Below are 15564 nucleotides of genomic sequence, written 5' to 3'. Positions count from 1 at the left end.
CGTGACCGCGGCGCAGGGGCGGTTCCTCGACGGGCCGACAATGGGCCACGTGGTGCGCATGACGCTCACCGGGGCGACCGGCATCACCTTCGTCTTCCTCGTGGACGCGGCCAACCTCTTCTGGATCTCGCGGCTGGGCGAGCCGGTGCTGATGGCGGCCATCGGCTTCGCCTTCGCGATCCAGTTCTTCTCGGTCTCCTCCGGTGTGGGCCTGATGATCGCGGCCACCGCGCTCGTCTCGCGCAGCATCGGCACGGGCGAGCGTGCCGCCGCGCGCGAGCAGGCGAGCGCCGCGGCCATCCTCGCGGTGGCGACGCAGGCAGGGGTGGCCGCCCTGGTGGTGGGGTTCCGCCACGACCTCGTGGCCCTCGCCGGCGCCGAGGGCGAGGCGGCGCGGCTCGCTGCGCGCTACCTCGCCCTCTCGGTGCCGTCGCTGGCCTTCATGGCCGCCGGCATGGTGGCGACCGCCGCGCTGCGCGCGGAGGGCGACGGCGCGCGGGCGATGTATGTCACGCTGATCTCGGGCTCGGTGGCGCTGGTGATCGATCCGGTGCTGATCTACCGGATGGGCCTCGGCCTCGACGGGGCGGCGGCCTCGGTGGTGATCACCCGCGCCGTGCTCTGCGGCATGGGCCTTCTCTTCGCGATCCGCGCCCACGACCTCATGGCGCGCCCGCGCCTCCACGCCCTGCGCGAGACGTGGCGGCCCTATTTCGCCATCGCGCTGCCGGCCATCGCGACGCAGATGTCCACGCCCTTCGGCAACTACGTCATCACCGCGGTCATCGCGGGTTTCGGGGACAGCGCCGTCGCCGCCTGGGCGGTGATCTCGCGGCTCACGGTGGTGGCGTTCGGCGGGCTCTTCTCGCTCGCCGGCGCGATCGGGGGCATCTTCGGACAGAACTACGGGGCGGGGCTCTACCCGCGCCTGCGCAGCGCCTATCGCGACGCGCTGATTTTCGCGGCAGGCTACGCACTCGTCGCCTGGGCCGTGCTCGCCGCGGCGAGCGATCCCGTCGCGCGCGGCTTCGGGCTCGATGCGGAGGGTGCGCGGGTGCTGCGCGCCTTCACCCAACTCGGCGCGGGCGCCTTCGCGGTCTCGGGCGCGCTCTTCGTCGCAAACGCCGCCTTCAACAGCCTCGGGCGCCCCGGCCGGGCCACGCTGGTGAACTGGGTGCGCGACGGGGTGCTCACCTACCCCGCCGCGGCGGGGCTCGGAGCCGTTCTGGGCGCGGCGGGGGTGATCTACGCCCAGGCGCTCGTCGGCGTTCTGGCGGGCGCCGCGGCGGGGTTCTGGGGATGGATGTTCCTGCGCGGCCTCGACGCGGCGCCGCGTCCGGCGCTTGACCCTGCGATCCGGCGGGCCTACCGCGATCCCAACCGCTACAGGAGGCGCTGATGCCCACCTTCACCGCTCTGACGACCCTGCCGGGGCGCGAGGCCGCCGAGGCGCTCGGCGACGCGCTCGAGACGCTGGAGCCCGCCGCCAGCGGCGTCGGCGTCTTCGAGATCGAGGACGGGTCGGGGCTTTGGGAGGTGGGCGGATACTTCGACGCCGCGCCCGACGACGTAGCGCTGGCGCTGCTGGCCGCGGCTCATGGCGCGAGGCCCTTCGCGGTGTCGGAACTTCCCGAGACCGACTGGGTCGCGAAGGTCCGGCGCGAGCTTTCGCCGGTGCGGGCCGGGCGCTTCTTCGTGCACGGCGCGCATGACGCGGACACCGTGCCCGAAGGCGCCGAGGCGCTGCTGATCGAGGCGTCCATGGCGTTCGGGACGGGCCACCACGGCACGACGCAAGGCTGCCTCGCCGCGCTCGACGCGCTGGCGCGGGACGGCGTCGTGCCCTCCGCGGTGGCCGATATCGGCTGCGGAACGGCGGTTCTCGCCATGGCGGCGGCGCGGCTCTGGGGCGGCGCGTCGGTGATCGCCTCCGACATCGACCCGGTCGCGATCGACGTGGCCGCCGCCAATCTCGCCGCGAACGACCTGTCGGACCGGGTGCGGCTGGTGGAGGCCGCAGGGTTCGAGCATCCCGCCCTCGACGCCGCCGCGCCCTTCGACCTCGTTCTCGCCAACATCCTGAAGGGCCCCCTCCTCGCGCTGGCCCCCGACATGGCCGCAAGGACGGTGGTCGGCGGGCACGTGATTCTCTCCGGGCTTCTCAACGAACAGGCCGACGAGATCGTCGCGGTCTACGCGCGTGCGGGCTTCAAAGCCCTGTCCCTGGAAAAGATCGGGGACTGGACGACACTTTGTCTTCGCCGCGCGCCATAATTGGCCCCACGATACAACGCGTTGAATCGATCTTCCTTATTTCCGCCACATTTTTGTCCTAGAAATCTGGCACTCCGGTGGGGGCAAAACCCGGAGGCTGCCATGGCCTTTCTAGAGTTCGACCGCAGGTTGCGTCGAATAGAGCGCAAGCATCGCCGCATGTCCAACGGCCGCGTCGCCGTCGTGGACGACAACGGCCTGATCACCTATCGCGCGCGCCGGCGTGCGCCGCGTCTGCCCTTGCGCGGGCTCTTCCTGCTCGCCATGGGGCTGCTTGCGTTCAAGGGACTCGTACTGACGCATCTGGGGGCGCAGACCTACGACCTCCGCATCGAGGCGCTGAAGTCCGGCACCGTGGTCGAGCAGGCCGGCGCCTGGCTGATGCAAGCCGACCCGGTGACCGTCTGGATTTCCGAGAACGGCTGGTCGCGCATCTTCTGATCGCGCCCGGGCATGAAAAAGCCGCGCCACCCGTAAGGTGACGCGGCTTTATCGTCGTGCCTGCGACGACGGTGCGGCAGGTCGCTCAGTAGCGACGGGCGCTAACCGTGTCGATGTCGGCGCGGCTGAGGCCGATATCGTCCAGTTCGCGATCGCTGAGGCGCGACAGCGCCTTGCGGGTCATGCGCGTGTCGTTCCATGCTGCGAGCGAGCCGAGCAGGGAAGCGAACCCGGGGGCGATACGGCCGGCATTTCCAGCCGTTCCGATGCGCGGGCGGTTGGTGTCGAATGCAGCCATACCTGTGTTTCCTTCTACATGCGTGCGTTCGGAGGCCCTGCCTCCACGACGCGAATTATGCCGCGCGGCAGGGCCCCGCAAGCCATGGTGACGGCATGGGTCCCATGCGATTTCCGCATAGGTCGGGAAGGGCGCAAACCGCTGATAAAACGGCAGGAATTTGCCGGGTCCGGCGTCGCTCCCAAGCCTGCAGATGTCGTGATCGGGCCATTTCCGGCCATTTGCGGCGCACCCCCGGCAAGGGCGCGCGCCACGCCTTTGCGCTTGGCTCGTGTTCGCGTTTCGTGCTAGTGGGACCGGAACGCAACAAGAGCAGGTGAAAATGCGGGTTCTGGGGATCGATCCGGGCTTGCGGAACCTCGGCTGGGGCGTGATCGAGGTCTCGGGCAGCCGACTCTCCCATCTCGGAAACGGCGTCTGCCGCTCGGGCGATGGAACGCTCGCCGCACGTCTGCTCACGCTTCACGACCAGCTCTCCGACGTGATCGCCCGCTTCGTCCCCGAGGAGGCCGCGGTGGAACAGACCTTCGTGAACAAGGATGGCGCCGGCACGCTGAAGCTTGGCCAGGCGCGGGGCGTCGCGCTTCTGGTGGCCGCCCGCGCCGGGCTCGAGATCGGCGAATACGCGCCCAACCAGGTGAAGAAGACCGTCGTGGGGGTGGGCCATGCCCAGAAGGAGCAGATCGCCCACATGGTACGCCTGCAGCTGCCGGGCGTGGATCTCGCCGGGCCGGACGCGGCCGACGCGCTCGCCGTCGCCATCTGCCACGCGCATCACGCGCGCGGGCGCCGCCTGCGCGCCGCGGCGGGGATCGGCGCATGATCGGGCGGCTGGCCGGACGGATCGAGTACCGCGCGGAGGACCACGTGCTGATCGACGTGCGCGGTGTGGGCTATGTCGTCCAGTGCTCGGAACGCACCATGGCCGCCCTGCCCGGCCCGGGCGAGGCGGCGGCGCTCTGGACCGACCTTCTCGTGCGAGAGGACCTGCTGCAGCTCTACGGCTTCCTGACGCTGGCCGAGAAGGAGTGGCACCGCCTGCTGATGAGCGTCCAGGGCGTGGGCGCCAAGGCGTCGCTTGCGATGCTCGGCGCGCTCGGCGCGGACGGGGTCAGCCGCGCCGTGGCGCTCGGCGACTGGACGGCGATCAAGGCGGCCAAGGGCATCGGCCCCAAGACCGCCCAGCGCGTGGTGAACGAGCTCAAGGACAAGGCGCCCGCCGTGATGGCGCTCGGCACGGGCATGGCGGCGCAGGTCACGGAGCCGGAGCCGGCACCGGAGTTCGCCAACGCGCCGCCCGCCCCCACCCGGGCGGCGCCGGCGCCCGGCGCGCAGGCAGAGGCGCTCTCGGCGCTCGGCAATCTGGGCTACACGCCCGGAGAGGCCGCCCAGGCCGTGGCGCAGGCCGCCGGAGAGACGCCGGAGGCCGACACCGCCGCCCTCATCCGCGCCGCGCTTCGGCGCCTCGCGCCGGGAGGCTGAGCGATGCAGGGTGGCCGCCAACCCCTCGCCCCGCCTGACCCTCGCGCCGGTGCGCGCGCATGACGGGCCCCGATCCAACGCTGCGGCCCGACCGGCGTCCCGAGGACGCGGACCGCGCACTGCGGCCGCTCTCGCTCCACGAATTCGTGGGCCAGGCCGAGGCGCGCGCCAACCTGCACGTGTTCCTGCAATCCGCGCGCACGCGCGGCGAGGCGATGGACCACACCCTGTTCCACGGCCCGCCCGGCCTCGGCAAGACGACGCTCGCGCAGATCATGGCGCGCGAGCTTGGCGTGAGCTTCCGCATGACCTCGGGGCCGGTGCTCGCCAAGGCGGGCGACCTCGCCGCGATCCTCACGAACCTCGAGGCGCGCGACGTTCTCTTCATCGACGAGATCCACCGGCTGAACCCCGTGGTCGAGGAAGTCCTCTACCCGGCGATGGAGGATTTCGAGCTCGACCTCGTCATCGGCGAAGGTCCGGCCGCGCGCACCGTGCGGATCGAGCTTCAGCCTTTCACGCTCGTCGGCGCGACCACGCGGCTGGGGCTTCTGACGACGCCGCTGCGCGACCGCTTCGGCATCCCCACCCGGCTTCAGTTCTACGAGGTGGCGGAACTGTGCGAGATCGTGTCGCGCAACGCGGTGAAACTCGGCGTGGCCATCGACCCCGACGGCGCGGAAGAGATCGCGCGCCGCGCCCGCGGCACGCCGCGCATCGCCGGGCGGCTTCTGCGGCGGGTCGTCGATTTCGCGGTGGTGGAGGGCGACGGCCACGTGACGCGCACGCTGGCCGACGGGGCGCTGACCCGGCTCGGGGTGGACGGGCTCGGCCTCGACGGGGCGGACCGACGCTATCTCCGGCTCATCGCCGAGAACTACGCGGGCGGCCCCGTCGGGATCGAGACCATCGCCGCGGCGCTCAGCGAAAGCCGCGACGCCATCGAGGAGGTGATCGAGCCCTACCTGCTGCAGCAGGGCCTGATCCAGCGCACGCCGCGCGGGCGGATGCTGGCCGGCAAGGGCTGGGCGCATCTCGGCCTTCCCGCGCCCCGCGATCCCGGCCAGCCGGGACTCTTCGAGGCGTGAGGGTTTCCGCCGCCGGCCGGAGGGTCTAGGTCACGCGCATGGACGCCAAGGATATCGAAGCCCTCTTCACCCGGTCGGATGGCCAGTATCTCTGCGCGCGCTGGGGCCGCCCCATCGCGCCGGTGGTGTTCGGCGTGGACGCGCCGACGCTCGAAACCGTGAAGGGCGCGGCCGAGGCGATCACCGCGCTCGCGGGCCACCCCATGGCCGAGACGGACCCGGAACTCGGCGTGAACCTGATGGTGTTCTTCTTCCGCGATTGGCAGGAGTTGCCTGAGGTGCCGGGGCTCGACCGGCTGGTGCCGGATCTCGGCCCGCTGGTCGAGCGCCTCGCGCGCACGGGCGCCAATCAGTACCGCCTCTTCCGCTTCGATGCGGAGGGCGGCATCAAGGCGGCCTTCGTCTTTCTGCGCATCGACGCGGAACTCTCGGAGGTGCCCGCGCAGACGCTCGCGCTGGCGCAGATGGCGCAGACCATCCTGCTTTGGTCCGACACGGCCTTCACCGACACCGCCCCGCTTGCCCGCGCCGCCGACGGGACGGTGATCCTGCGCCCCGAGATCGCGGGCGTGATCCGCGCGGCCTATGATCCCGTCATGCCGGTCGCGGCGACGGACCCGTCCCATGCGCTGCGGCTGCACGCACGGCTGTCGCGGCCGGCCTGACCGGCCCGCCGCGGCCGATCGCGGACCGTCACCGCCTCAGCCGTAATGGGCCACCGGCGTGCCCGCGATGGCCGCCATGTTCAGAAGCCCGCGGGCCGTGATCGAGGGGGTGACGATGTGCGCGCGATTGCCCATGCCCATGAGGATCGGCCCCACCTCGAGCCCCTTGGCGCGCATCTTGAGGATGTTGCGCACGCCCGAGGCGGCGTCCGCGTGGGCGAAGACCAGAACGTTGGCCGCGCCCTTCATCCGGTTCCCGGGGAAAACGCGGGCCCGGAGTTCCGGGTCGAGCGCGGCGTCGATGTTCATCTCGCCCTCATAGGAGAAATCCGGATCCTCGGCGTCGAGGAGTGCCATCGCCTCGCGCAGCCGCGCGCCGCTGCCGTCGGTCATCGAGCCGAACTGCGACTGGGCGCAAAGCGCGATGTTGGGCTCTATCCCGAAGCGGCGGACATGCCGCGCGGCGCCGATCGCGGTCTCGGCGATCTGCGCCGGGGTCGGCTCGGCGTGGACATGGGTGTCCGAGATGAAAAGCGGCCCGTCCTCCAGGATCATGAGCGACAGCGCGCCGTGCGGGCGCAGCCCGCCCCGTCCTAGGACCTGCGAGACGTAGTTCAGATGCCACCGGTATTCCCCGAAGGTGCCGCATATCAGGCTGTCGGCCTCCTCCCGGTGGACCATCACGGCGCCGATCGCGGTGGTGTTCGTGCGCATGATGGCCCGGGCGAGATCCGGGGTCACGCCGCTGCGGCACATGATCCCGTGGTAGGTCTCCCAGTAGTCGCGGTAGCGGGGGTCGTTCTCGGGATTGACGATCTCGAAATCGCGGTCGGGCCGGATTTCCAGCCCCATGCGCTCGCAGCGCCTGTCGATCACCTCGGGCCGGCCGATCAGGATCGGCGTCTCCGTCGTTTCCTCCAGGATCGCCTGCGCGGTGCGCAGGACGCGCTCGTCCTCGCCCTCGGCGAAGACGATGCGCCGCCGCGCCGTGGCCGCCGCCTCGAAGACCGGCCGCATGAGGAGCGCGGAGCGATAGACCGACGCGTCGAGCCGCCGGCGGTAGGCATCAAGATCCTCGAGCGGGCGGACCGCCACGCCCGTCTCCATCGCCGCCTTCGCCACGGCGGTCGAGACCACGCCGGACAGCCGCGGATCGAACGGTTTCGGGATGAGGTAGTCGCGCCCGAAGGTCAGCTTCTCGCCCTGGTAGGCCGCCGCCGCCTCCGCCGAGGTCGTCTGGCGGGCGAGTTCCGCGATCCCCTCGATGCAGGCGATCTGCATGGCGTCGTTGATCTCCGTCGCGCCGACGTCGAGCGCGCCGCGGAAGATGAACGGAAAGCAGAGCACGTTGTTGACCTGGTTGGGAAAGTCGCTCCGCCCGGTGGCGATGATGGCGTCCGGCGCGACCTCGCGCACCGCGTCGGGCAGGATCTCGGGCATCGGGTTGGCCAGCGCGAAGACGATCGGCGGGTCGCTCATCCGTGCGACGTGATGCGGCTTCAGCACGTCGGGGCCCGAGAGGCCGAGGAAGATGTCGGCCCCCTCGATCACGTCGTCGAGCGTGGCCGGCCCGCCGGGCTGGGCAAAGGCGGCCTTCTGGGGTGTCATGTCCACCTCGCGCCCCTCGTGGACGAGGCCGTGCAGATCGACAAGCCACACGTTCTCGCGCTTCAACCCGAGCTTCAGCAGCATGTTGAGGCAGGCGATCCCGGCCGCCCCGCCCCCCGTCGAGACAAGCTTGATGTCCTCGAAGGACTTGCCCGCCACGCGCAGCGCGTTGGTCGCCGCCGCGCCCACCACGATCGCGGTGCCGTGCTGGTCGTCGTGGAAGACCGGGATGTTCATCCGCGCGCGGCAGATCTGCTCGACGATGAAGCAGTCGGGCGACTTGATGTCCTCCAGGTTGACGGCGCCGAAGGTCGGCTCGAGCGCACAGATGATCTCGGCCAGCTTCTCGGGGTCGGGCTCGTTCACCTCGATGTCGAAGCAGTCGATCCCGGCGAAGGTCTTGAAGAGAACCGNNTCGCCGAGGCCCAGGACCGCCGTGCCGTTCGAGACGACCGCCACCAGGTTGGCGCGGGCGGTGTAGCGCGATGCCGCCGTTTCGTCCTTCACGATCTCGAGGCAGGCCTCCGCCACGCCGGGGGAGTAGGCGCGGGCGAGATCGCGGCCGTTGGCCAGCGGCTTGGTCGCCCGGATTTCCAGCTTCCCGGGTTTCGGCTCGGCGTGGTAGTGCAGCGCCGCCTCGCGCAGCGCCTCGCGGGTGGTGTCGGTCATCTCGCCTCTCCTCCGGCCTTTGGTTCAGCGTTAAACCACCACCAGCCGCCTGAAAAGTCGCCCGCTGCCACGCCGGCCCGCGCGCGGCGCCCTTGTGCCGCCGCTCCGACGCGATAGGCTGTCCCGGCGCGCCGATGGCCGCCCCTGCCGATGCCGCCCCATGGGGGCGGGTGCGGTCCCATCGGGGCGGAGACACGGCGGAAGGAGGACGACATGTGCGGGTTCGTGGCGCTCTGGAACATCGGCGACGAGGCGCTCGCCCAGAAAATGGTGACGAAGATCGCCCATCGCGGGCCCGACGCGGTCGAGGTCGTGCGGGGCCGCGGCGCGCCAGTGGTGATGGCGCATTGCCGGCTTTCGATCATCGGACCCGAGGACGGCCGCCAGCCGATCTATGACGCGGGCGATCTTCTGGTCGCCAACGGCGAGATCTACAATCACGCCGACCTGCGCGCGATCCTCGGTGAAAGCGCCTTCGAGACCGAAAGCGACAGCGAGTCGATCCTGCACCTCTTCCGCGCGGGCGAGCTGCGCTGGGTCTCGCGCCTCGACGGGATGTTCGCCTTCGTCCTGGCGACGAAAACCCGGATCATCGCGGCGCGGGATCCGCTGGGCATCAAGCCGCTGTACATGGCGCGGATTGGCGAGGGGCTGGCCTTCGCCTCCGAGCTCAAGGCCTTCGACGGCGTGGCGGTGGACGCGGTGGAGTCGATCGGGCCGGGCATGCTCTACGACAGCCGCGACGGGCTCCGGCAGTGGTATCGCACGCCCCACGGCGCGGCGGAGGAGGAGCCCGGCCTCGACATCGAGGCGGTGGCGGGCGAGCTGCGCCTCGTGCTCGAGGAGGCCGTGGCCAAGTGGATGCTCGCCGACGTGGAGGTGGGCAGCTTCCTCTCGGGCGGGCTCGACAGCTCGATCATCGCCGCGCTCGCCGCGCGGCTCTCGCCACGCCCGCTCAAGACCTTCGCCGTGGGCACGGAGGGGAGCGACGATCTGCGCGCCGCGCGCGAGGTGGCGCGGCATATCGGCTCGGACCACTACGAGGATAGCTTCACGCCGGAAGACGTCGCGCGGGTTCTGCCCCATGTCATCTACCACCTGGAATCGGCCGACGTGGATCTGGTGCGCTCCGCGGTGCCTACCCATTTCGCCGCACGCCTCGCCCGGCGGCACGTCAAGGCGGTGCTGACCGGCGAAGGCGCCGACGAGCTTTTCGCGGGCTACACCTACCACCACGCCTATGTCGATCACCCGCGTGAGCTGGCCGACGAGCTCACACGCTCGCTCAACGCGATGCACAACATCAACCTCCAGCGGGTGGACCGCGTGACCATGGCCGAAAGCTTGGAGGCGCGCACGCCCTTCCTCGACCGCGACCTGATCGATTTCGCCCAGTCGATCCCGGCGACGCTCAAGATGCGCCGGACGGATCCGGCGGCGCGCGAGTCCACCGGCGAGACGACGGAGAAGTGGATCCTGCGCAAGGCCGTGGCCGACCTGCTGCCCGAAAGCCTCGTCTGGCGGAAGAAGGCGCAGTTCGACGAGGGATCGGGCCTTGTCGCCGCTCTCGACGAGGCGCTCCGGATCGTCACCGGATCCTCCGCGCCGCTCGACCGGGCGGCCGAGGGGGCACTCTACGAGCGCCTGCTGCGCGAGGCCTACGAGACGCCCGAGCGCATCCTCGCGCAGGCGGGCACATGGGAGAGCGCGGAGCGCGTGACCGCCGGCTGAGCCCCCTTGCATCCCACCCGCGACGCCCGCACAACTTGGGCCCGGCACCCTGACGGAGGCGATGCGATGACCCTGCGCGATGCGGCAATGACGGCGCGCGAGAACGCCTACGCGCCCTATTCCGGCTTCAAGGTGGGCGCCGCCCTGCGCGGCGCGGGGGGCGGCGTCTTCGGCGGCTGCAACGTCGAGAACGTCGCCTACCCAGAGGGCACCTGCGCCGAGGCCGGCGCGATCGCGGCCATGGTGGCGGCGGGAGAGACCGTGATCGCCGAGGCCTATGTCGTGGCCGACAGCCCCGAACCCGTCACGCCCTGCGGCGGCTGCCGGCAGAAGCTCGCCGAATTCGCCGCGCCCGACGTCAGGGTGACACTGGCCACGACCTCGGGCGTCGAGACCACGACCACGGTCGGCGCGCTTCTGCCCGGCGCCTTCGGCGCGGACCACATGGACCGCGGCTGAATGGAGGCGCGCGCGCTTCTCTCCGCGCTCCGCCGCGGCGAGGCGCCCACGGGCGATGCGCTCGCCTGGGCGGCGGAGGCGCTCGCCGACGGGCGGATGAGCGACGCGCAGGCCGGCGCCTTCGCCATGGGCATCTGCCGCGTGGCGCTGCCCGAAAGCGCGCGCACGGCGCTCACGCTCGCCATGCGCGACAGCGGCGAGGTTTTGCGCTGGGATCTCGACGGCCCGGTGCTCGACAAGCACTCCACCGGCGGCGTGGGCGACTGCGTGAGCCTCGTCCTCGCGCCCGCTCTGGCGGCCTGCGGCGCCTACGTGCCGATGATCTCGGGGCGCGGGCTCGGCCACACCGGCGGCACGCTCGACAAGCTGGAGGCGATCCCGGGGCTCCGGGTCGATCTCGACGCCCAGCGCCTGCGGGAGACCGTGGCGCGGGCGGGTGCTGCCATCGTCGCGGCCTCGGCGCGGGTCGCCCCGGCCGATCGCCGGCTCTACGCCGTGCGCGACGTGACCGGCACAGTGGAAAGCCTCGATCTCATCACCGCCTCGATCCTGTCGAAGAAGCTCGCCGAGGGGCTCGATGGCCTCGTGCTGGACGTGAAGCTCGGCTCGGGCGCCTTCATGAAGACCCGCGAGGACGCCCGCGCGCTCGCCCGCGCCCTCGTCACCACGGCGACGGCGGCGGGCTGCCCCGCCACCGCGCTCGTCACCGACATGAGCCAGCCGGTCGCCCCCGCCCTCGGCAACGCGCTCGAGATGGCCGAGGTGATGCGCGCCCTGACCGGGCAGGAGGCGGGCGCGCTCGGCGCCCTGTCCGCCGCGCTCGGCGGCGAGCTTCTGGCCGGCGCAGGGCTCGCCACGGACGCTGCGGAAGGCGCGGCGCGCATCGCGGAGGCCATCTCGTCGGGCGCGGCGGCCGAACGCTTCGGCCGGATGGTGGCCCATCAGGGCGGCCCGGTGGCCTTCGTGGAGGAGTGGCCGCGCTTCCTGCCCGAGGCTCCGGTGATCCGCGAGGTGGCGGCCGGCGAGGCGGGCCATGTCGCCGTGATCGACGGGGAGGCGCTCGGCCTCGCCGTGGTCGATCTGGGCGGCGGCCGGAAGGTGGAAGGCGACCGGGTCGATCCGGCGGTGGGTCTTTCGGATGTGGTCCGCCTCGGCCAGCGCGTGGCGAAGGGCCAGCCCCTCGCCCGCGTCCATGCCGCCCGCGAAAGCCAGGCGGAGGCGGCGGTGCGCGCCGTGCGCGCGGCCGTCACGCTCGCCCCCGAGGCGCCGGAGCCGCCGCCGCTCGTCCACGAGAGGCTCGCGCCGTGACGCGCGCCTTCCTCGTGGTGATGGACAGCGTCGGCATCGGCGGCGCGCCGGACGCGCCGGAGTATTTCAACGGCGACGTGCCCGACACCGGCGCCAACACGGTGGCCCATGTCGCACAGGCCTGCGCCCGCGGCGCGGCCGAGGAGGGGCGCAGCGGGCCGCTCTCGCTGCCGCACCTGGACGCGCTCGGCCTCGGCGCGGCGGTGCGGCTTGCGAGCGGGGCCGAGGCGCCGGGGCTCGGCGCCCGACCGTCCGGGCTCTGGGGCGCGGCGACGGAGACGTCGCGCGGGAAGGACACGCCCTCGGGCCACTGGGAGCTCGCCGGCCTGCCCGTGCCCTGGGACTGGACCTATTTCCCCGATACCGAGCCCGCCTTCCCGGAAGAGCTCGTCGCCGAGGTGTGCCGGCTGGCCGGAACGGAGGGCATCCTCGGCAACCGCCACGCCTCGGGCACCGAGATCGTGGCCGAGCTCGGCGAGGCGCATCTGAAAACCGGCTGGCCGATCTGCTACACCTCGGCCGACAGCGTGTTCCAGATCGCCGCCCACGAGCAGGCGTTCGGCCTCGACCGGCTCTTGGCGCTTTGCGAGGCGCTGGCGCCGAGGCTCCATGCCATGCGCGTGGGCCGCGTCATCGCGCGGCCCTTCCTCGGCGATCCCGAGGGCGGCTTCGCCCGCACCGCCAACCGGCGCGACTATGCCGTCGCGCCGCCCGAGCCTGTGCTCACCAAATGGGTGCAGGAGGCCGGCGGGCGCGTCATCGCCATCGGCAAGATCGGCGACATATTCTCGATGGCGGGCATCGACGAGCTGCGCAAAGGCACCGACGCCGAGCTCATGGATCATCTCGCCGACTGCATCGCCAAGGCGCCCGAAGGCAGCCTGACCTTCGCGAATTTCGTGGAGTTCGACAGCCTCTGGGGCCATCGCCGCGACGTCTCGGGCTACGCCCGAGCGCTCGAGTGGTTCGACGCGCGTCTCGGGCGGCTCCTGCCGCGGCTGGGCCCCGGGGATCTCCTGATCCTGACCGCCGATCACGGCAACGATCCCACCTGGGCCGGCACCGACCACACGCGCGAACGCGTGCCGGTGCTCTGCGCGGGGGCGGGCACGGGCAGCGCTGGGCTCGTGGCCTTCGCGGACGTGGCCGCCAGCGTGGCGGCCCATCTGGGCGTGCCCGCCCGCGGCCCCGGGCGGAGCTTCCTGTGAGCCTCGCGGCTATTCCGAAGGTGGAGCTGCACCTTCACCTCGAGGGCGCGGCGCCGCCGGAGTTCATCCGCCGGGTCGCGGCGGAGAAACGCGCCGACATCTCGCGGGCCTTCGGGCCGGACGGCGGTTATGCCTTCGCGGATTTCGCCCGCTTCCTCGAGGTCTACGAGGCCGCGACGAGCGTGCTGAGGACGCCCGAGGACTATCACCGTCTGACCCTCGCCGTGCTGGAGGCGAGCGCCGCCGAGGGCGTGATCTACACCGAGGCGTTCCTCAGCCCCGATTTCTGCGGCGGCGGCGACGTGGCTGCGTGGCGCGAGTATCTCGCCGCGATCCGCGAGGCGGCCGTGACCGCCCGGGCGCGCCACGGCATCGAGATGCGCGGCGTCGTCACCTGCATCCGCCATTTCGGCCCCGACACGGCGAAGCGCGCCGCGCTCTGCGCCGCCGAGACCACGGGCGATTTCGTCACCGGCTTCGGCATGGGCGGCGACGAACGGCGGGGGCGGCAGGGCGATTTCGCCTACGGCTTCGACATGGCGCGCGAGGCCGGGCTCGGCCTTACAACCCATGCCGGGGAATGGGCGGGCGCCCATTCAGTGCGCCAGGCACTCGACGATTTGCGGGTGGCCCGGATCGGCCACGGCGTCCGCGCCGTCGAAGACCCCGACCTCGTGGCGCGCCTCGCGGAGGGGCAGATCACGCTCGAGGTCTGCCCCGGCTCCAACGTGGCGCTGGGGCTCTACGCATCCGTCGCGGACCATCCCATCGCGGCGCTTCGCGCGGCGGGGGTGCCGGTGACCGTCTCCACCGACGACCCGCCCTTCTTCCGCACCGCGCTGACCGCGGAATACGCCGCGCTGCACGCGGCCTTCGGCTGGGAGGAGGAGGATTTCGCCGAGCTGAACCGCACGGCCCTCCGCGCCGCGTTCTGCGACGCGGAGACCCGCGTGCGGCTTCTGAAGCGGATCGGCGGCGCGGCCTGAACGGCCGTCATGTCCGGCCCCGACGCGGGGCAAGCGGGCGGGACGGCCGTTCGGGCGCCGCGCATCGGCGGTTTCCGCCGCGCGCGGGAGGCTCTAGAAAGGGGCCGACAACAGCGCAGGATCGCCCGATGACCGACACCGCCCGTCACGAAACCCTCACGATCGTCACGCATCCGCTGGTGCAGCACAAGCTCTCCCACATGCGGGACAAGAGCACCTCGACCGCGGGGTTCCGGCGCCTCCTGCGCGAGATCAGCCAGCTTCTGGCCTACGAGGTCACCCGCGACCTGCCGCTCACGACGACCCCGGTCGAAACGCCGATGGAGGAGATGGACGCGCCGGTGCTCGCGGGCAAGAAGCTCGCGCTGATCTCGATCCTGCGGGCGGGCAACGGGCTCCTCGACGGGGTGCTCGAACTCGTGCCCTCCGCGCGGGTGGGATTCGTCGGGCTCTACCGCGACGAGGAGACGCTGCAGCCCGTCCAGTACTACTTCAAGGTGCCCGACGGGCTCGGCGACCGGACGGTGATCGTGGTGGACCCGATGCTGGCCACGGGCAATTCCTCGGCCAAGGCGATCGACCTGCTGAAGGAGGCCGGCGCGCGGGACGTGCGATTCCTCTGCCTGCTCGCCGCCCCCGAAGGCGTGGAGCGGATGCGCGAGGCGCATCCCGACGTGCCGGTGATCACGGCGGCGCTGGACGAGCGGCTCAACGAGAAGGGCTACATCGTGCCGGGGCTTGGGGATGCCGGGGATCGCATGTACGGCACAAAATGATGGAGAGATCCCCGTGATGCTGGGGATGCGCGCTTTACGAAGCGCCGATATTGGGGCATCCTCACGTCAAGCTTGAGGGGGCCGCCATGTCATTCTGCCGATCGCTGCCCGCAGCCGCCGTCGCGTTCTGCGTCCTGTTCACCGCCACGCCGGGCCTGTCCCAGGCGCTGCGCGACGCCGGCCCGCCGGCCGAACTGCCGCCGGCATCCTTTGACGGGCGCGAATATGTCGACAGCCGGGGCTGCGTCTACATCCGCGCGGGACTCGACGGAAACGTCACCTGGGTGCCCCGCGTCACCCCCGACCGCCAGCACATCTGTGGCGCGGAGCCCACCTTCGCCCAGGCCGCCCCGGCGGCACCCCCCCAGACCGAGCCGCAAGTCGCCGAAGCCGCGGAAGAGCCCGTCAGCACAGCGCCCGTAGCCGACGCGCAACAGGCCGCGGAGGACCGGCGCGCGGCCACCGCCCAGCGACAGGCGGAAGCGCGCCGGCAGGCCGAGGCGCGCCGCGCCGCGGCGGCACGGCAGGCCGAGGCCCGGCGCAAGGCGGAGGCGCGGCGGCAGGCCGAACT

The 15564-nt window shown here is 71.8% G+C and carries 15 protein-coding genes and 1 pseudogene; 14 read left to right on the top strand and 2 right to left on the bottom strand.

All coding sequences use genetic code 11. The features are described from left to right. Nucleotide 1 precedes the first annotated feature (1 nt). From AB6A66_RS13035 to AB6A66_RS13025, 3 genes are all read left to right on the top strand, one after another. On the top strand, nucleotides 2–1399 hold the full coding sequence (locus tag AB6A66_RS13035; RefSeq protein WP_371056227.1) for an MATE family efflux transporter: 1398 nt from the start codon (nucleotides 2–4) through the stop codon (nucleotides 1397–1399). Next, nucleotides 1399–2274 carry a 50S ribosomal protein L11 methyltransferase gene (locus AB6A66_RS13030; protein WP_371056226.1) on the top strand — a complete coding sequence of 292 codons (876 nt, stop codon included), beginning with the start codon at nucleotides 1399–1401 and terminating at the stop codon, nucleotides 2272–2274. Before AB6A66_RS13035 ends, AB6A66_RS13030 begins: the two co-directional genes overlap by 1 nt. A gap of 102 nt (nucleotides 2275–2376) precedes the next feature. Further along, entirely contained in the window at nucleotides 2377–2715 is a 339-nt protein-coding gene (locus AB6A66_RS13025; protein ID WP_371037073.1) for a hypothetical protein, read from the top strand. Between the two features lie 85 nt (nucleotides 2716–2800). Here AB6A66_RS13025 and AB6A66_RS13020 read toward each other — a convergent pair whose 3' ends face one another. Next, nucleotides 2801–3013 carry a DUF1127 domain-containing protein gene (locus AB6A66_RS13020; RefSeq protein ID WP_371037074.1) on the bottom strand — a complete coding sequence of 71 codons (213 nt, stop codon included), beginning with the start codon at nucleotides 3011–3013 and terminating at the stop codon, nucleotides 2801–2803. Between the two features lie 322 nt (nucleotides 3014–3335). On the opposite strand from AB6A66_RS13020, the gene ruvC reads away from it, so the two are divergent. The 4 genes from ruvC to AB6A66_RS13000 are packed head-to-tail and all read left to right on the top strand — an operon-like array spanning nucleotide 3336 to nucleotide 6248. Then, on the top strand, nucleotides 3336–3836 hold the full coding sequence (gene ruvC, locus AB6A66_RS13015) for a crossover junction endodeoxyribonuclease RuvC (RefSeq protein ID WP_371037075.1): 501 nt from the start codon (nucleotides 3336–3338) through the stop codon (nucleotides 3834–3836). After that, the gene (ruvA, locus tag AB6A66_RS13010; RefSeq protein ID WP_371056225.1) at nucleotides 3833–4495 is read left to right on the top strand and encodes a Holliday junction branch migration protein RuvA; all 663 of its coding nucleotides are present in this window, start codon (nucleotides 3833–3835) and stop codon (nucleotides 4493–4495) included. Before ruvC ends, ruvA begins: the two co-directional genes overlap by 4 nt. Before the next feature lie 59 nt (nucleotides 4496–4554). Beyond that, a complete protein-coding gene (ruvB, locus tag AB6A66_RS13005; RefSeq protein WP_371056224.1) occupies nucleotides 4555–5583 on the top strand; it encodes a Holliday junction branch migration DNA helicase RuvB in 1029 nt (342 codons plus the stop codon). A 38-nt stretch (nucleotides 5584–5621) separates the two neighbouring features. Next, nucleotides 5622–6248: a hypothetical protein gene (locus AB6A66_RS13000; protein WP_371037078.1), complete on the top strand. Its 627-nt coding sequence runs from the start codon at nucleotides 5622–5624 to the stop codon at nucleotides 6246–6248. Nucleotides 6249–6284: 36 nt separating this feature from the next. Here the strand turns inward: AB6A66_RS13000 and AB6A66_RS12995 are convergent, their stop codons facing one another. Continuing rightward, nucleotides 6285–8525, bottom strand: coding sequence for an NADP-dependent malic enzyme (locus AB6A66_RS12995; protein WP_371056223.1), 2241 nt, complete (start codon nucleotides 8523–8525; stop codon nucleotides 6285–6287). A 213-nt stretch (nucleotides 8526–8738) separates the two neighbouring features. On the opposite strand from AB6A66_RS12995, the gene asnB reads away from it, so the two are divergent. The 7 genes and pseudogenes from asnB to AB6A66_RS12960 all read left to right on the top strand — a co-directional run. Next, nucleotides 8739–10256, top strand: a complete 1518-nt coding sequence (gene asnB / locus AB6A66_RS12990) for an asparagine synthase (glutamine-hydrolyzing) (protein ID WP_371056222.1) — start codon at nucleotides 8739–8741, stop codon at nucleotides 10254–10256. 66 nt (nucleotides 10257–10322) lie between these two features. Next, nucleotides 10323–10715: a cytidine deaminase gene (locus AB6A66_RS12985; protein WP_371056221.1), complete on the top strand. Its 393-nt coding sequence runs from the start codon at nucleotides 10323–10325 to the stop codon at nucleotides 10713–10715. Beyond that, the gene (locus AB6A66_RS12980; RefSeq protein WP_371056220.1) at nucleotides 10716–12023 is read left to right on the top strand and encodes a thymidine phosphorylase; all 1308 of its coding nucleotides are present in this window, start codon (nucleotides 10716–10718) and stop codon (nucleotides 12021–12023) included. Beyond that, nucleotides 12020–13231 (top strand): phosphopentomutase, encoded by a 1212-nt coding sequence (locus tag AB6A66_RS12975; protein ID WP_371056219.1) that lies wholly within the window; start codon nucleotides 12020–12022, stop codon nucleotides 13229–13231. The genes AB6A66_RS12980 and AB6A66_RS12975 overlap by 4 nt, the downstream gene beginning before the upstream one ends. Next, nucleotides 13228–14217 carry an adenosine deaminase gene (locus AB6A66_RS12970; RefSeq protein WP_371056218.1) on the top strand — a complete coding sequence of 330 codons (990 nt, stop codon included), beginning with the start codon at nucleotides 13228–13230 and terminating at the stop codon, nucleotides 14215–14217. The genes AB6A66_RS12975 and AB6A66_RS12970 overlap by 4 nt, the downstream gene beginning before the upstream one ends. Nucleotides 14218–14345: 128 nt before the next feature. Beyond that, nucleotides 14346–14993 carry a uracil phosphoribosyltransferase gene (gene upp, locus AB6A66_RS12965; RefSeq protein WP_371056217.1) on the top strand — a complete coding sequence of 216 codons (648 nt, stop codon included), beginning with the start codon at nucleotides 14346–14348 and terminating at the stop codon, nucleotides 14991–14993. Between the two features lie 86 nt (nucleotides 14994–15079). Beyond that, nucleotides 15080–15564: pseudogene (locus AB6A66_RS12960) on the top strand (SPOR domain-containing protein); the annotation flags it as partial.

This window comes from Rhodosalinus sp. K401, from assembly GCF_041365735.1.
Classification (GTDB): domain Bacteria; phylum Pseudomonadota; class Alphaproteobacteria; order Rhodobacterales; family Rhodobacteraceae; genus Rhodosalinus.
Note: the sequence above shows the minus strand (reverse complement) of the source record. Positions and strands in the feature narration are given on the sequence as shown.

Excerpts from the sequence above, each read along its gene's own strand:
- AB6A66_RS12980 (WP_371056220.1), top strand. The coding sequence starts at position 10,716 with ATGGAGGCGCGCGCGCTTCTCTCCGCGCTCCGCCGCGGCGAGGCGCCC.
- AB6A66_RS12985 (WP_371056221.1), top strand. The coding sequence starts at position 10,323 with ATGACCCTGCGCGATGCGGCAATGACGGCGCGCGAGAACGCCTACGCG.
- upp (WP_371056217.1), top strand. The coding sequence starts at position 14,346 with ATGACCGACACCGCCCGTCACGAAACCCTCACGATCGTCACGCATCCG.
- AB6A66_RS13000 (WP_371037078.1), top strand. The coding sequence starts at position 5,622 with ATGGACGCCAAGGATATCGAAGCCCTCTTCACCCGGTCGGATGGCCAG.
- AB6A66_RS13030 (WP_371056226.1), top strand. The coding sequence starts at position 1,399 with ATGCCCACCTTCACCGCTCTGACGACCCTGCCGGGGCGCGAGGCCGCC.
- ruvB (WP_371056224.1), top strand. The coding sequence starts at position 4,555 with ATGACGGGCCCCGATCCAACGCTGCGGCCCGACCGGCGTCCCGAGGAC.
- AB6A66_RS13025 (WP_371037073.1), top strand. The coding sequence starts at position 2,377 with ATGGCCTTTCTAGAGTTCGACCGCAGGTTGCGTCGAATAGAGCGCAAG.
- asnB (WP_371056222.1), top strand. The coding sequence starts at position 8,739 with ATGTGCGGGTTCGTGGCGCTCTGGAACATCGGCGACGAGGCGCTCGCC.
- AB6A66_RS13020 (WP_371037074.1), bottom strand. The coding sequence starts at position 3,013 with ATGGCTGCATTCGACACCAACCGCCCGCGCATCGGAACGGCTGGAAAT.
- ruvC (WP_371037075.1), top strand. The coding sequence starts at position 3,336 with ATGCGGGTTCTGGGGATCGATCCGGGCTTGCGGAACCTCGGCTGGGGC.
- ruvA (WP_371056225.1), top strand. The coding sequence starts at position 3,833 with ATGATCGGGCGGCTGGCCGGACGGATCGAGTACCGCGCGGAGGACCAC.